General features: G+C 60.4%; 11 protein-coding genes. 1 reads left to right on the plus strand and 10 read right to left on the minus strand.

What is annotated here, in order from left to right:
* Positions 1–81 precede the first annotated feature (81 nt).
* On the minus strand, positions 82–582 hold the full coding sequence (tpx, locus tag BLU46_RS01380) for a thiol peroxidase (protein WP_003207496.1): 501 nt from the start codon (positions 580–582) through the stop codon (positions 82–84).
* A gap of 435 nt (positions 583–1,017) precedes the next feature.
* Between tpx and BLU46_RS01385 the strand changes: the two genes are divergently transcribed.
* The gene (locus BLU46_RS01385; protein ID WP_157721255.1) at positions 1,018–5,805 is read left to right on the plus strand and encodes a hypothetical protein; all 4,788 of its coding nucleotides are present in this window, start codon (positions 1,018–1,020) and stop codon (positions 5,803–5,805) included.
* Between the two features lie 46 nt (positions 5,806–5,851).
* Here BLU46_RS01385 and metC read toward each other — a convergent pair whose 3' ends face one another.
* The 9 genes from metC to BLU46_RS01430 all read right to left on the minus strand — a co-directional run bounded on the left by metC (position 5,852) and on the right by BLU46_RS01430 (position 15,636).
* A complete protein-coding gene (gene metC / locus BLU46_RS01390; RefSeq protein WP_093197544.1) occupies positions 5,852–8,563 on the minus strand; it encodes a cystathionine beta-lyase in 2,712 nt (903 codons plus the stop codon).
* Between the two features lie 24 nt (positions 8,564–8,587).
* Positions 8,588–9,235, minus strand: coding sequence for a glutathione binding-like protein (locus BLU46_RS01395; RefSeq protein ID WP_093197549.1), 648 nt, complete (start codon positions 9,233–9,235; stop codon positions 8,588–8,590).
* Positions 9,236–9,370: 135 nt separating this feature from the next.
* A complete protein-coding gene (locus tag BLU46_RS01400; protein WP_093197552.1) occupies positions 9,371–9,967 on the minus strand; it encodes a cysteine dioxygenase family protein in 597 nt (198 codons plus the stop codon).
* Between the two features lie 16 nt (positions 9,968–9,983).
* Entirely contained in the window at positions 9,984–10,808 is an 825-nt protein-coding gene (locus BLU46_RS01405; protein WP_093197556.1) for an amino acid ABC transporter ATP-binding protein, read from the minus strand.
* The gene (locus BLU46_RS01410; RefSeq protein WP_093197560.1) at positions 10,795–11,487 is read right to left on the minus strand and encodes an amino acid ABC transporter permease; all 693 of its coding nucleotides are present in this window, start codon (positions 11,485–11,487) and stop codon (positions 10,795–10,797) included. Before BLU46_RS01410 ends, BLU46_RS01405 begins: the two co-directional genes overlap by 14 nt.
* Positions 11,477–12,211, minus strand: a complete 735-nt coding sequence (locus BLU46_RS01415) for an amino acid ABC transporter permease (RefSeq protein WP_093197565.1) — start codon at positions 12,209–12,211, stop codon at positions 11,477–11,479. Before BLU46_RS01415 ends, BLU46_RS01410 begins: the two co-directional genes overlap by 11 nt.
* Positions 12,208–13,419 carry an aminotransferase class I/II-fold pyridoxal phosphate-dependent enzyme gene (locus BLU46_RS01420; RefSeq protein WP_063030769.1) on the minus strand — a complete coding sequence of 404 codons (1,212 nt, stop codon included), beginning with the start codon at positions 13,417–13,419 and terminating at the stop codon, positions 12,208–12,210. Before BLU46_RS01420 ends, BLU46_RS01415 begins: the two co-directional genes overlap by 4 nt.
* Entirely contained in the window at positions 13,416–14,837 is a 1,422-nt protein-coding gene (locus tag BLU46_RS01425) for an FAD-binding oxidoreductase (RefSeq protein ID WP_093197570.1), read from the minus strand. Before BLU46_RS01425 ends, BLU46_RS01420 begins: the two co-directional genes overlap by 4 nt.
* Positions 14,830–15,636: a transporter substrate-binding domain-containing protein gene (locus BLU46_RS01430; RefSeq protein WP_093197574.1), complete on the minus strand. Its 807-nt coding sequence runs from the start codon at positions 15,634–15,636 to the stop codon at positions 14,830–14,832. The genes BLU46_RS01425 and BLU46_RS01430 overlap by 8 nt, the downstream gene beginning before the upstream one ends.
* Positions 15,637–15,639 lie beyond the last annotated feature (3 nt).

Genomic DNA, 15,639 nt, shown 5'->3' on the forward strand with positions numbered 1-15,639 from the left:
ATAAAAACGGCCTGGACTAGGCCAGGCCGTAATACTGCATCACGCGTGTTACTGCAAAACGACAGTAATGCGTAGTAACAGTTACTTCAAAACAGCCAGGGCCGCTTCGTAGTTCGGCTCTTGGCCGATTTCGCTGACCAGTTCGCTGTGCAGCACGTTGTCGTTCTCGTCCAGTACCACGACGGCACGGGCGGTCAGGCCTTTGAGCGGGCCATCAGCAATCGCAACACCGTAGTCGACAGCAAAGGCTGCCTCACGGAAGTCCGACAGGTTCTTCACGTTTTCCAGGCCTTCCGCACCGCAGAAACGCGCTTGGGCAAATGGCAGGTCGGTGGAGATGCACAACACTACGGTGTTGTTCACGTCGTTGACCTGGGCGTTGAACTTGCGAACCGAAGTGGCGCAGGTCGGGGTATCAACGCTTGGAAAAATGTTCAGCACTTTGCGCTTGCCGGCGAAAGTCGCCAGGGTCGCGTCAGACAGGTCGCCGGCAGTCAGGGTGAAGTCTGGCGCCTTGGCGCCGACTTTCGGCAAATCGCCTTCGACCTGGACAGGGTTGCCTCGGAGGGTAACTTGAGCCATGAACGGAATCCTTCTAGTGGTGGTAGTGAAACGAATTTCAGGTGCCGAAGTTAAACACAAAGTTCGATGGGCACCTATGGGCGGACGCAAATTGTTATGGAGCGCCCACGCAATAAGCGCAGGCACTCCACAGGCCCTGGTGACATTTCTCAAGCGTCGCACCCGCGCTTCACGCATCGTTTCGCAATAAATCCTGCCAGGCAGTCCTCGGAACCGTAGCGTACTCGTGAACGACACATCGAATGCCGTTGCAAGGACATCCATCAACGGCCGTAGTCTTCCTAACGCCGCCTGAAGGATGCCTCATGAGAATTGCTGATTTGCGCCCCGCTGCCAACATATCCATACACCACGCACTCTCCGTCCAGCCGCAGTCGGCTGCTCTGAAAAATCACGCATCGAGCGGGCTCGTCCCCGGTTCCTCCGCAGAGCGACGTGAATATTGTCAGCCTGGAAGACTCGAAAAACGCCAAGGCGATGGTAAAACAAGGCGATAGCGATATAGCAATCCAGTATGCCTTGGCCCTGGTGGATAAAGAGATAGCAGGAGACACTTCCGGACAGATAAACCAAATCTCGACGAGCCTCTCCAACATCCCGCATGCTTCCTCGTTTGGCACGGCATGGTCGGCCTTCAATCTCGCACTGACAGCAGAACCGTTTGCAACCTTTGCCAAAAACAACAAAATTGATACTTCGATGTTCGACTGGTATCCACCCGCATCGATGCGCTGCTTGGTTGATGGGAAAACAACCTTTGCAGACACCCTTCCTGGTTGGGAAGAAGCCGCCGCCAACCTTATAACCACAGCAAAATGGCTCTCACCAGACGGCGATACATTTCCGTTTTACGGCGAGAACAAAGTGCCTCTGGAGCTGCTCGGTAACTTTTACGGTCACGATCAGGGGCCCCGGGGGCCAAGGAAATTACCCTTGATCGGCGAAATACTGACGACCCGATCATTTCCGGCTCATTCAGATTCAAAAAATCGGCAACACCAAAACGTTATCGAACGCCAACAGCAAGCAACAGAAACCATCGGAGCTGAGCTCAGCGGGAAAATTTTGCCACCTATGCTGCCTGCTCAAACGGTAGCAACACAGGTTATTGAGGCGGATAAAGAAGTGGCGCAAATGAGCGCAACCGCGCTGCTGCTGCGAAGAAACGAAATACGACCTGCCGACGCAAGCCTAACGTCAGGCTACGTAATTACCCCCCCTGAGCGCTCCACTATCGGACAAACGATCAAAGCCTTTAACACAGCACTTCAGGCTGAGGAATTCCTGGATTTTGCGCGAAAAAAAAACGTCGATATTTCAACCGTGAACATTAGCCAGCCAGCGGGCGACCTGATGGTCCTTGACCTGACAAACCGCGTTTTTCGCACGATCGCCACGGTCAACGATCAATCCGGATGGGCCCAGGTATCGTCCGAGATAAGGGCGCTGGCCAATCAACTGGGCAAGGGCACGAAGGAGCTCGTGTCCTATAACCCGGATGGCTCCATCTCCGTCATCAAAGCGCTGAGTTTTTATGGTGAGCATCTCCCCGCCGACACCCTGAAAGACGCTCTTACACGCAGCACTGCGCTCTATCATAAAGGCTTCCCCGCCTTGAACCGGGATACCCCTCCTGCCGACGAGAGCACGCGCGCGGTACAACAAGCACAGCTCGCCGCTATCCAGCAGCTCGAGAACGCAAGTACCGTTCAACCCGTCACGTCGGTGCTCGATAAAACGCCCGTCAACACCATCGACCCCGCAACCAGTATCGCCAACAGCCTGTTTTCCGCGGCACCCAGCGTGTATTCGGCGGTCGCTTCATGGCTGGGCTTCTACGTCCAACGCACCGCCCATGGTGCAGGGGACCTGGACATCAACCACCTGAGCATTGGCATACTCAACCCGGAGAATCCCGGAGAACGCAAAGACATCCCGCTTATGCAGTACGCCATGGACGCGTTGAGCAACAGTAAATCACTGAGCATCCCCGCAGGCGCCAAATTGTTCGACACCCGCCCTGACCTTCTGGCACGTACCGGGACGCCAGGATACGTCCCCGTCCCTATCGATATGAACGCATTGAAGAATGAGTTGCTCCGTTTACCGACGCAACTGGAGACGATTTACAAAACGGCCACCCACGGTTACTGGAGGCAGCCCGCCTTCACTGCGCCTGCGGTCTATAGCGGCAGCCGTCAGTCATTGGTCAGCCGCCTCCTGCAAGACAATCTGCAGCGAGCTGGCCTCAAGCAGCCTGGGCTGGATGCCGAACAACGCAAAACCGTAGACATGGTCGTAAAGCATCCTGAAGGATCGACTCGTGCTGCCCCCCAGGACCCAAGCAGTTCTCCAGCCACTGTCTATCGCCTTACAAACGGGCCCGAGAACGAGGACACGCCCAACCTACTGATTCATCGCGCCCTGGCAGGACCCAATCGCGAGATTCTCTTGCTGGTGGAACCCAGCGGCAAAATTACACCTTATGACTCCTGGGACGCCTTCGACCAAGCCGGCCACGTCAAGTCGGAGCTGACCGGCAATCCGTTCGATACCCAAGCCAGCATTATTATCGACGGTGAATTGGGCGACACGCTGTCCGTCAACCCATCTGCAGCGGATGCGCCGAGCCAGACTCAAGCAGCCGCTCAGCCGCCGGCCTGGGTAAATCAGGCCAACGACTCGCAACGCGTTGCCTTGCACCACCTGATGCTGGAGCTGACGGGCTTCGTGCAGCGCAACAAAGGGCAGTCGTACGACTACGCAATAGACGACCTGCGCACATTTGCCCAAAAGCAATTCGACGCACAACTGCCCAGCCCCAGGTCGTACAACACCTCGCAGATTGAAATTGAATTCAAGCCGACAGACGGCTCGCTGTTTGCCGGTTGGGGAGGCGGTATCTCGGCGGGCGTCGGTACCGTCGAACGAGTCAGAATGAGCATGACCGACATGCTCCTGCGCAATCTGTCGGGGTTGCCGGACGGGCAGATCGACGTCTATTACAAATCCGATGGCAAGCCAGGCACTGTGCGAATAACCGCACTTGAGGGTGAAGGCGTCCTCAAGAAGAAGGTTCAAGACGCTGACATCGGCAAGAAATACCCGGAGTTTCTCAAGCAAGAGTTGCTCGACGACCCCACAAAAAAAGCTCAGCGTCTCTCGTTGTTTGCCCAGCAGGTACCTATCGAGCTGAAGCTCCAGGCCCTGAAACTGGCAACAACAGGCGCATTCGGCTTCGACACCACGGGGTTCCGGTACGTTGAGCAAATACTTGATCCAACGCCGGGCACAAAAACCGTCGACGGCAAGGAGATCGTTATCCGGCCCCTGGCCTTTACGCGCGAGCCGGGTACAACACCTGATGTTGTCAGCAACATGTACCTGATTGAACCCAAGGACAGCACCACCGGACCGCATATTCTGTATCGCCCGTTGAACACCACTGCGCAGTTGCTGCAGTTTCCAACCCGCCAGGCCTTGATGGAGGCCATTCAGAAGCCGAACCAGTTGCAAAAAGATATCCTCGCCTGGCTACCGGACGACGCGACCCGGAAGATCTACAACAACGGCGGATTTAAAGAGCCTCACATCCGGCGCTTTACCATGGGCGACGACTTTGCGCCGCTGTCGACGCCCGCACCGCCCGTCCTCGCCACAGAAGGTCATGCTGCGACCCAGTTGCAGCAGGCGCTGAACTCTGGGCAATTGATTAATCGGTTGTACGAAGATAACGCGAATGGCCTGGCCAGCCTGGCCGATCAGCAGTCGGTCTCGAATGCTGAAAATCGCTGGGCATCTGCCAAAAGGGGCGGACTGCTGGTGCTCAACAGCGTGCTGCCTGTTCTGCGCGGCCCCCTCGCCTATATCGGCATAGCGATGCAGGCACTGGGCATTGGCCAAGATATAAATGCCCTGGCCAGCAAAGACGGAAAGAACAAAGAGGCGGCACTCGCCGATCTGTTGCTTAACCTGGCGACACTGTTTCTGCACTTTCGTGCACCATCGCCTGGCAATGCCTCGGAAACAAACGCCTCCCAGGAGGTGACAAGTGGCAGGCTCCTGCCACCAGAAACGTCATCACCTACGCAACCAACGTATCCAATACAGCTGGGAGGGCCGGTCACCAAGGTCGATGCCATCGAAGGGGAAATTCAAACGTTCGTGGACACCTACGACGGCGCCGAGCGTATCAATATCTTCGGACATGGCGAAGAGCCAAAACCTGGCCAACCCACAAAAATCGTCGGCGAGAATGGTGCACTCTATTCAGCCCAGGAGATCTACGACAAGCTACTGGCCCGTGGGATCGACCTGAAAAAATACCGGAACATTCGCACCCTTTTCTGCTATTCGGCAGACGGTGGTACCCGGTCGTTCGCCAGCGACCTGCACACCATTACGGGCAAACCGGTTAAAGGTTTTGAGGGAACGGTAATTGCCAGCTACTCGGACAATAAATTCCCGGATGAAATATACGAAGACTTTTACGCCAGCTATAAAGCCGCGGATCAAAAAAATCTACCGATAAATGCTATTAAACAGCTTGCCAACAACGATCTGTATGAATACTACGCCACGCAAGATATCTTTCCTGTGGTGATTAAAGAGCACGGCGATCCGATCCGAGTCAATTATGGAACGGCAGCAAAACCTGTCTGGGTTGATATGCCCATCAACTATCGGCCTGTCCGTGTGGGGCCACCGAAGGGAAGCGAACCGGTCCGTCCGAGCGTGGTCCCCCCAAAAGTCGAAGTGCTGATGGGCAACTCCCGTACTATCGAAGACAATAACTCGGTGCTCTCAACCGAAAGCTTGACCGACTGCTCCGCCCTGGTGGTGTTGACTGACTTGAAAGACGGGGTCTATCAAAAACGGACGTTGATGCATTTAACCGGCAGCAGCCTGGAGTTCGGCTTGCCCAATGAAGATACCGCCCAACTGATGGACGACCTGGATCAGTCTCTGGCCAGTGGCGGCAAGGTGATATTTGTCGGCGGTGTGAACTCCTCGTCCCGATTTGGCATGGGGATGGTCGTGGGCCAGGAATACAACGGAAAAAAACCGCTTCTGGATATTCTTCAAAAGCCCGGCGTGGAGACTGTATTCGCGGGTTCCAGCGGTGTTGAGGTTAAACCGAACGGAACCTTCACGCTGGCAAAAGCCGGACCGGGTCTGTTCGACAGCACACTTTCCAAACAGGTGCTTGACTTCGCCGCATAAGCGGCGCTCCCGCAAGAGCTGGCTGTGCCAGCCCTCGCGGGCAACGTCATGTGGCCAGTGTAAACCCGCGCCGCAAATCTTCGATCAACGCCTCCACATCCTCCAGCCCCACATGCAGGCGTATCACCGGGTTCAATCCACGGTCGACGGCGCTCTGGCGATCCTGTGTGTCGGCCAGGGTGGCCAGGCTTTCATAACCGCCCCAGGATGCGCCCAGGCCAAACAGCTGCAAACCGTCGATAAAGCGCTCGACGTAACCGGCATCCGCACTGCTGAGTTCAAACGACAGCAAACCATTGCTACCACTGAAATCACGCTTCCACAGCGCATGCCCTGGATGCTCGGGCAAGGCCGGATGAAATACCCGCTTGACCTGCGGTTGCCCCTGCAACCACTGGGCAATCTTCAGCGCCTGGCGCTCGTGCACGTCCAGCCGGGAAGCCAGGGTGCGCGCGCCACGCAGGATCAGGTAGGCATCGTCGGCACTCACCGCATTGCCAAAGGTATCGCTCATTTTCGCCAGGGCCGGCCATGCCGCTTCGGTGGTGCAGACGCTGCCCATCATCACGTCGCTGTGGCCGCCAAGGTACTTGGTCAACGCCATGATCGAGATGTCGGCACCCAGCGCCAGCGGGCGATACAGGTACGCCGAGCCCCAGGTGTTATCCACCGCCAGCAGAATGCCCCGCGGCTTGCACAGTGCGGCTAGCGCGGGCAGGTCGCACAACTCATACAGCAGCGAACCGGGTACTTCGGCGTAGACCATTTTAGTGTTGGCCTGCAGGTACGCTTCCAGGCCGCTGCCATCCGGGGTGAAGTAGCTGACTTCGATGCCGAATGGCTGCAGGAACTCCCGGGCCAGTTTGCGCACCGGCGAATAGACGGCATCGGTGATCAACACATGGTCGCCGGGCCGCAGGTAGGCCAGGAACGTCTGCGCCGCTGCGGCGAGCCCCGTGCCATACAACCGGGTGCGGTAGCCGCCTTCCAGTTCGGTGACCAGATCTTCCAGTGCAAACGCAGTGGGATTCCCGCGAGCGCCGTAGCTCAGGACCCGTTCACTGTCGCGCCGGGAGCGGGCGTCACGCATCTGGGCCAGGTTGTCGAACAGCACGGTGCTCAGGCGGGTGATCGGTATATTCACCGCCCGACCACCATTGCCACCTTCGGTACGCGCCGCGTGAATCAAGCGGGTACGCACGCGTGAAGCGGGCAACAACGGCTTGAGACTGGCGATTTCCGCTTCGCTCATCTGTGCCAACAGGCCGATTTCCCAAGCCAGGTATTGGCGGGCGGCGTCCTTGTTGCCGCTGTGGCGGTCATGGGTAAAGAACAAAAAGTCGATGCACTGATTGTCGGTAGGCGTCTGCGCGTCCTCGATCACCGGCAAACCTGCCGCCACCCATGCGGCATAGCCGCCGTCGAGCAAACGCACATCGTCGCCCAACTCCAGCGCAGCAAAAGCAGCCAACGCCGGATCATCCGCCAGCAGTACCAACGGGCGCGCACCGGCGGTCAACTGGGAACGGATCGACCAGCGCGAACCGGCAATCCGGCCCTTGCGATGGGTCATGCTCGGGCGCAGGTCCACCAGGTCCACGGCGTCGTCCTTCAGCGCATCGGCCAGCGCCTGCACCGAGATCAGCGGCAGCGCGTCAAAGGGCACGGCCTCTTTGACCTCCAGCGCCAATCCACTGTGGATGCCATCCTCCAGCACATAGGCCTCATGCCCCAACTGACGCAGCCAACTGGCAACAATCGGTGCACGCACACCATCACTGTCCAACAGCACCACCCGCGCCTGACGCACGCCGATGTACAGGTCGGTGGACTGGACCAACTGCCCGCCCGGCGTATGTTGCGCCCCTGGCAAACTGCCGGCGGCAAATTCTTCGGCGGTGCGCACATCACACAGGAACAGGCTGCGAGTCGGGTCCGCTGCCCATTGGCGAACCTGCTCCGCCTTGACACTGACCACCCCTGCCCGCTCCGCCAGTTGCCGGGCAGACTCGCGCTGTTGGCCCAGATCCGTCGAGACCTGATCGGCATAACGCCGGGCACTGCCATGCTCCAGTTTGAAATCCGCCAGGTACCAACCCTGGGTACCGTTTTCCAACGCATAAACCGGATTCTTCACACCGAGGTTGATCAACGTCTGCGCGCCGATAATGCTGCGGGTACGACCGGCGCAGTTGACCACGATCGGCGTGGTCTCATCCGGCACCAGGTCATGCACGCGGTAGCCCAGTTCACCGTTGGGGCAGCAGATGGAGCCTGGAATGGTCATCTTGCGGTATTCATCGAACGGTCGGCCGTCCAGCACCACCAGCGGCTCGCCCTTGGCTTGCCACTCCGCCAGTTGCTGCGCGGTGACGTGGGGCGTGTGGCTGGCTTCTTCCACCAACTCGCCAAAGGCTTTTGACGGCACATGCACCCCGGCAAACAGTTGCAGGCCAACTGCCTGCCAACCGTCCGCGCCGCCTTCCAGCACATGCACCTGGCCGTAGCCCAGCGTCTGCAAGCGCAGCGCCGTGCGCGCAGCCACGTCGCCGCCGTCCTGGTCGTAAATCACCAGGCGCACCTGAGGGTTGGGCGCCAGGCGCTGCACCTCCAGTTCCAGGCGGCTATAGGGCAGGTTTACCCCGTGGAACAGGTGCGCCTCGCCGTATTGGCCGTGCTCGCGTACGTCGAACAGGGCGATTTCCTGGCCGTCGAACAGCCATTGTTGCAATTGCCCGGGTGTGATGGTCTGGCTCATGGAAGTCCCGCAAAAAAAGGTGAGTTACTGCAAGGCCAACGAACGCTCGCCGGCGGCGACTTCACGTCCCTTGGCATAGGCCCGCTGGACCGCCGGGCGCGCCTTGATCCGCAGACGCCAGGCCTGGATGTTCGGGTAGTCCGTCAAGTCCTGGCCCTGGCGCAGGGGCTGGATCCACGGGAAGATCGCCATGTCGGCCACCGAGTACTCCCCCGCCACATACGGCACCTCGGCCAAGCGCTTCTCCAGCACCCGATACAGGCGCGTGGCTTCGGCGTTCAGCAGGTCGAGGGCGAAGGGAATCGGCTCCGGCGCCTTCTCCTTGAACAGCTGCAACTGGCTCAGGTACGGGGTGATATGTCCCACCTGCCAGAACAGCCACTCCTGGACTTTCTGGCGCTCGGCGGTGCCGCCGGGCGGCAGGAACCGCCCCGCTTTGTCCGCCAGATAATTCAGGATCGCCCCGGACTCGAACAGGCTCAGGGGTGCTTCAAGGCTGTGGTCGACAATCGCCGGAATCCGTCCATTTGCACTGATGCGCTGGAAGCTTTCCTGCTTCTGCGCGCCTTCGCGGATGTTGACCGGAATCAGGCGGTACTCCGCCTCCAGCTCTTCCAGCAGGATGCCGACTTTCAGGCCATTGCCCGTAGGCCAGTAATACAGATCAATCATAAAAAACCCTGGATGAACGCGAATCTAATTGTGGGAGCGGGCTTGCTCGCGAATGCGGTGGGTCAGAAACGCATTCATTCGCTGACACACCCCATTCGCGAGCGAGCCCGCTCCCATATTTGATGTGTGTAGTGCTCAGGAATAGGCCCGGATTGAAGGCGCCATCTGCGAGGCGTTGTAGTTGAGAATCCGGCCGTCTGCTTCAACGCCATAACGGCCGTTGAGGGATTCCAGCGGCAAGCCGTACAGGTGAAAGTGCAAGGTCGCCTGCTCACCTTCAACACGAATCCCATGCAGGTCTTCACCGAGGAACGAGATAGAGGTGCCCGGCTGCACGATGACTTCTTTCTCAAGGGTCAGGGTGGTGAAACCTGCATCCCGCCCTTCATCGCTGCGGCTATACACGTAATTGATTTCCTGGCCTTCCACGGCACTGATGATCGCCCAGGTTTCGTGGTTGTGCGCAATGGTGCTTTTGCCCGGCAGCAGCGAGTTCAGGTACAGGGTAGGCGTGTCGCCGTCGTCATTCAGGCGATAGCGGAACGCAGTGCTGCCCTGCCCCGGCACTGGCGCGGGGAATTCGTTGAAGTTGAACAGGTCCCGGCGCTCGGCCAGGGTTTCCAGCAGCCCTACAATTTCCACCAGGGCCGCGCGGTCTACGCCACGCTGGTTGATGACGCGGATCTGCTGCAGGAAGTCTTCGATAACGGCGGCACGGTTTTCGGTACTCATGACGAGGTTCCTCTTATTAGACAGACAGGGTGTAGCGGCTCAGGTTGGTCAACAGGTACGGATCGTTGGCGATCGGTGGCCGGCGGCCGGGATCGCCCAAGGCATGGCGCAGGAATTCCTGGGTGCGTTCGCTGGTGGGGCGCTGGAAGATCTGCTCGGCGCTGCCGTGCTCGACGATCACGCCGTTTTCGGTGAAGTAGACGATGTCGCTGATCTCTTCGGCGAAGCGCATTTCATGGGTCACCAGCACGCAGGTCATGCCCTCTTCGGTCAGCTCGCGAATCACCGTCAGCACTTCGCCGACGGTTTCCGGGTCCAGGGCCGAGGTCACTTCATCGAACAGAATCAGTTCCGGGCGCATGGCCAACGCCCGGGCAATCGCCACCCGCTGCTGCTGGCCGCCGGACAACTGGCCGGGATAGGCATCGGCCTTGTGCTCCATGCGCACTTTGGCCAACAGCGCCCGGGCGTCCTTCTCTGCCTCGGCGCGGTTACGGCCAAGCACCTTGCGCGGGGCGATCACCAGGTTTTCCAGCACGGACAGATGCGGGAACAGGTTGTATTGCTGGAACACAAACCCGACGCGCTTGCGCAACTCGATGCGCTGGGCTTCCTGGGTCAGCGTGTCGACCCGGGTCTCGCCGACGCGGATGGTGCCGCGCTGGGGCTGCAACAGCCCGGTGATGCAACGCAGGATGGTCGACTTGCCCGAGCCCGACGGGCCTATGATCGACACTGCCTGGCCGCGATGCACGTTGAGGTCGATGCCCTTGAGCACCCGGTTGTCACCGAACGACAGCTGCAAGTCCCGCAGGCTGACCAGGGGTTCAATAGAAGGCATAACGGCGCTCCAGGCGTTGGGTAAAACGGGAAATCGGGTAGCAGTAGGCGAAGAACAGCACCAGCAGGCTCAGGTAGATCACCACGGTGAAGCCGGTCATGTTCACGGTGTTGCTGGCGATCTGTGCGGTGTCGATCACATCGTGCACGCCCACCAGCGAAGCCAGGGCGGTGCCCATGGTGACCACCGCGTAGAGGTTCATCCACGGCGGCAACATGCGCTTGAAGCATTGGGGCAGGATGATCGAACGGAAAATCTGGCCACGGGTGAATGCCAGCGACCGCGCGGCTTCCCATTGGGTGCTGGGGATCGAGCCGATGGCGCCGCGAAAGATCTCCGCCACGTTCGCGCTGGCCGGCAAGGCCAGGCCGATGGTCACCTTGACCCAGTCCGGGAACGATACGTAAGAGCTGCCGATATGGATCTCGAACGGGAACACGTAGGTGGTGAAATAGATCAGCACCAGCCACGGCGCGTTGCGGAAAATCTGCACCCAGATCCGCGCCAGCAACCGCAGCAGGCGCAACGGCGACAGGGCCAACGCGCCCACCATCAGCCCCAGCAGCGAACCGAGACCAATCGCCACCAGGCTGATCAGGATGTTCTGGCCGAAACCAGTCACCAGCGCTGGCGACCATTGCAGCAACGCCGACAGCACCGGGAATGAATCAATGGCCATAACCGGGCATCCTCAGGCGCGCTTCCAGCCAGCGCCCCACACAATTGACGGTAAAACTCAGCAAGCCGAAAAAGCTCAGGATCAGAATCATCAGTTCCAGCACGTTGTCGCTCTGGGTCCAGATCATGATCGAGGCGTAGGTGATATCGCCCACGGCGATGGCCGAGGCCACGGCGGTCATTTTCACCAGGTCGATCAGGTTGTTGATCAGCGACGGCAAGGCGAAGCGCAGGGCCAACGGCAACTGCACATTCCACAGCAACTGCCGGCTGCTGAAGGCCAGGGAACTGGCAGCTTCCAGGGTCACGGAAGGTACCGCCTCGATGCCGGCGCGCAGGGCTTCGGCGTGGAACGCGCCCTTGTGCAGCGAGATCACGATCACCACCCAGGCAAACGGCGTCAGCGGGTTGGCCGCGCCGACGGCCTGGGTCAGCAGCATGTTCAACACCAGGAACGCGCAGTACAGCTGAACCAGCGTAGGCGTGTTGCGGGTCACTTCGATAAACACCCGCGCCGGCTTGGCCAGCCACGGGTTGCCTGAAGTCAGCAGTGTCGCCAGGCTGATCCCCGCCAGCAGGCTGCCGACGATGGTGAACAGGCACAACAGCACGGTGGTCAGCGCGCCCTGCTCCAGGGTGCCACGCTGATAGGCATCCAGCAGGAAGCTGTAGTTGAGGCCGATACCGGCGGCCCAGTGCACAAAAATCTCCAGCCAATGACTCATTCGACGCCCCGCAATTTGCCGCAGGCGACAGCAATACGGCGACCGGCCTCGGCCACGCTGTCGGTCGCGGTGGCGATGGACAGCCGAAACCACGGCGACAGGCCATAGGCACTCCCCGCTACACCGGCGACGCCCTCCTCCAACAGGTACGCGACGACATCACCATCATCGTTCAGCCGCTGACCGTCCGGGCGATAGCGGCCAAGCAAACCGGCGCAACGCACAAACACGAAAAAGCCGCCCTGGGGTTCGAGCACTTCCAGGCCGTCGACGGTGCCGAGGGCCATCATCAGCAGGTCCCGGCGCAGTTGATAGGCCGCTACCTGCTCGGCGAGGAAACCCAGCCCGCCGGTGAATGCGGCCAACGCGGCGGCTTGCCCGACAGAAGATGCGCCGGAGGTGGATTGCGACTGAACAACCGCCATTGCATTGGTCAAGGTCTGTGGCCCCGCGCCGAAACCGATGCGCCAGCCGGTCATGGCGTAGGTCTTGGACACGCCGCCTACCAGCAGGCAACGGTCCTGCAAATCCGGTGCGACGTTCAGCAGGCTCTGGGCCGGGCGGCCGTCGAAACGAATGTGTTCGTAGAGTTCATCCAGCAGCACCAGCACCTGGGGATGGCGACGCAGCACCTCAGCCAGCGCTTGCAGTTCAACCTCGCTGTACACGGCGCCGCTCGGGTTGCCCGGGCCGTTAAGGATCAGCCAGCGGGTGCGCTGATTGATGTGCTGCTCCAGTTGAGCCGGCAGCAGCTTGCAGCCCTGCTCCAGCCCGCACTCGATAAACACCGGTTCGCCACCGTTGAACCGCACGCTGTCAGGGAAAGACGGCCAGTACGGCGTCGGCACCAGCACTTGATCGCCGTCGTCGAGGGTGGCGGCGAAGGCGTTGAAGATGATCTGTTTCGCGCCGTTGGCGATCACGATGTTGGGCAGTGAATAGTCCAGGTGGTTTTCTTCGGCCAGCTTGCGCTGCACCGCGACGCGCAAGGCTTTCACACCGGGTGTTGGCGTGTATTTGGTAGCGCCCGCAGCGATGGCGGCATAGGCGGCTTGTTTGATGTGCTCCGGGGTGTCGAAGTCTGGCTCACCGGTGGTCAGGTCCAGGATGTCGCGGCCCGCATCACGCAGTTCCGTGGCGCGGGATTTGGCCGCGGCGTTGGCCGACAGCGACACCCGCTGCACCCGCTTGGACAGGCGAACCGTCATGGCTGCACCTCCAGGACTTTGCCGGGGTTGAGCAGGTTTTTCGGGTCGAGGGCGCGTTTGATGCGGCGCATCAGGTCCAGTTCCACCGGGCTTTTGTAACGACCCAGCATGCCAACCTTGCGTTGGCCAATCCCGTGTTCGGCGCTGATGGAGCCGCCGTGGGCATGGGCGCTGTCGTGTACCAGCAAGCTCAATGCCGCGTAGTTGCGCATGTGCTCGTCCACCGTGGAACCCAGCGGATGGGCGACGTTGTAATGCAGGTTGCCGTCCCCCAGGTGCCCGAACGTGAAGTTGCGAACGCCGGGGAAATGCACCTGCAACAGCGCGTCGGTATGGGTAACGAAAGCGACGATTTGCGAGATCGGCACCGAGATATCGTGCTTCATATTGCGCCCGGCACGCTTCTGCGCTTCGCTCATGTTTTCCCGCAGCAGCCACAGCGCTTCGCTCTGCGCCAGGCTCTCGGCGATCAGTGCGTCGGCCAGCAGTGACTGTTCGAAGGCTTCACCGAGGACCGCTTCGAAGGCTTCGCGGGCGTGGGTTTCGCCGTGGTTGTCCGACAGCTCCAGCAAGGCAAACCAGGGTTGGCTGGCCTTGATGAACGGTTGCGGGCCTTCGGGAAACTGCTCGCGCAACAACGCCAGGCAATCGGCGCTGAGCAATTCGAATGCAGTGAGGTTTGCACCAAAACCGGCGCGTGCATGGGACAGGAACGCTACCGCCTGGGCCAGTTCATCAAAGGCCAGCAGCGCGGTGGCCTGGGCCTTGGGCAGCGGGAACAGCTTCAGGGTGGCGGCAGTGATAATGCCCAGGGTGCCTTCGCTGCCGATGTATAAATCCCGCAGGTCGTAGCCGGTGTTGTCCTTGCGCAGACCGCGCAGGCCATTCCAGATTTCGCCTTCGGCGGTGACTACTTCCAGGCCCAGGGTCAGCTCGCGAGTGTTGCCATAACGCAGCACCGCCGTGCCGCCGGCATTAGTGCCGAGGTTGCCGCCAATGGTGCAGCTGCCTTCGGCGCCGAGGCTAAGCGGAAACAGGCGACCGGCTTCACGGGCCACGTCCTGGATGTTTTGCAGGATGCAGCCGGCTTCGACGGTCAGGGTGTCGTTGTCGGTATCGATCACGCGCACCCGGTTCATGCGATCGAGCAACAGCAATACCGCGCGGCCGCTGGCGTCCGGCGTCGCGCCCGCCATCAGGCCGGTGTTGCCGCCCTGGACCACGATGGGCGCTTCCAGGGCCACACACGCACGTACCACGGCGGCGACTTCCTCGGTGTTGGCCGGGTGTACCACGGCGATCACCTGGCCGGTGTAGCGGCCCTGTTTGTCGGTGAGGTACTGGGGGGCATCTTCACTGCGCTGCACATGGGCGGCGCCGAGCAATTGCTGCAAGGTGGCGAATAGCGCTTCACTCATGGCTGTACTGCTCGTGCAAATCCCGCAGGGCTTGGGACGGGGCCATGCCGGTGCGTTCGCCGAGGGCGATCAACCAGCCGCTGCGATGCCAGTCACGCACGATAGCGTCGAGCCTGGCCTGGGTGTCGTGCTCGCCCTTGCGGATCCAGATCACGGATTTGGACGGGATCAAATCCCCCGACAACGGGATTTCGTAGCCGGACCATTCAGCGTCGTCCAGCAGCGCGTGCATGGTCGGGCTGACGTGCACCGCCGCCACGCAGCCATTGCCGCGCAACGACAGCAGGGATTCGGACTGGCTGCGGAACGCCTTGATCTGCGCGCCATAGGTTTCCTGCAACGGCTTGATGAAGTTGCTGCCCTGGGACACGCACACCGGCTTGTCCTTGAGGTCGGCCCACTGGGTGATGCCGGCGCCTTTGCGGATCAACGCTGCGCCGCCGACTTCTTCATAGGGCGTGGGCACGTAGTCGAGAATTTCGGCGCGCTCGTCGGTGTACTGCATGTTGGCGATCAGCACGTCGACCTTGCCTTGTTGCAGGAACTGCACGCGGTTGGGCGCCAGTACAGAGACGGTCTTGGTCTCTACGCCCAGCGCCTGGCCGAGGCCCTTGGCCAGCTCGACGTTGTAGCCCAGGTGTTCGCCGGTCTTGGGGTCGAGGGTGCCAAACGGCGGACCGCTGAGAATCACGCCGACACTGATGGCATGGCGTTGCTGGATCTTGTCGAGGGTCGCGTCGGCGTGGGCCAGGCTTGCGCACAGTGCCAGGCCCAAGGCAGTCAGGGTTCTCAATGTCATGTG

The sequence above is a fragment of the Pseudomonas yamanorum genome, from assembly GCF_900105735.1.
Lineage (GTDB): Bacteria > Pseudomonadota > Gammaproteobacteria > Pseudomonadales > Pseudomonadaceae > Aquipseudomonas > Aquipseudomonas yamanorum.

Bases quoted from the DNA above. Each gene is read 5' to 3' on its own strand.
- BLU46_RS01410 (WP_093197560.1), bottom strand. From the start codon at position 11,487: ATGGCCATTGATTCATTCCCGGTGCTGTCGGCGTTGCTGCAATGGTCG.
- BLU46_RS01400 (WP_093197552.1), bottom strand. From the start codon at position 9,967: ATGAGTACCGAAAACCGTGCCGCCGTTATCGAAGACTTCCTGCAGCAG.
- BLU46_RS01395 (WP_093197549.1), bottom strand. From the start codon at position 9,235: ATGATTGATCTGTATTACTGGCCTACGGGCAATGGCCTGAAAGTCGGC.
- BLU46_RS01420 (WP_063030769.1), bottom strand. From the start codon at position 13,419: ATGACGGTTCGCCTGTCCAAGCGGGTGCAGCGGGTGTCGCTGTCGGCC.
- BLU46_RS01425 (WP_093197570.1), bottom strand. From the start codon at position 14,837: ATGAGTGAAGCGCTATTCGCCACCTTGCAGCAATTGCTCGGCGCCGCC.
- BLU46_RS01415 (WP_093197565.1), bottom strand. From the start codon at position 12,211: ATGAGTCATTGGCTGGAGATTTTTGTGCACTGGGCCGCCGGTATCGGC.
- metC (WP_093197544.1), bottom strand. From the start codon at position 8,563: ATGAGCCAGACCATCACACCCGGGCAATTGCAACAATGGCTGTTCGAC.
- BLU46_RS01430 (WP_093197574.1), bottom strand. From the start codon at position 15,636: ATGACATTGAGAACCCTGACTGCCTTGGGCCTGGCACTGTGCGCAAGC.
- tpx (WP_003207496.1), bottom strand. From the start codon at position 582: ATGGCTCAAGTTACCCTCCGAGGCAACCCTGTCCAGGTCGAAGGCGAT.
- BLU46_RS01405 (WP_093197556.1), bottom strand. From the start codon at position 10,808: ATGCCTTCTATTGAACCCCTGGTCAGCCTGCGGGACTTGCAGCTGTCG.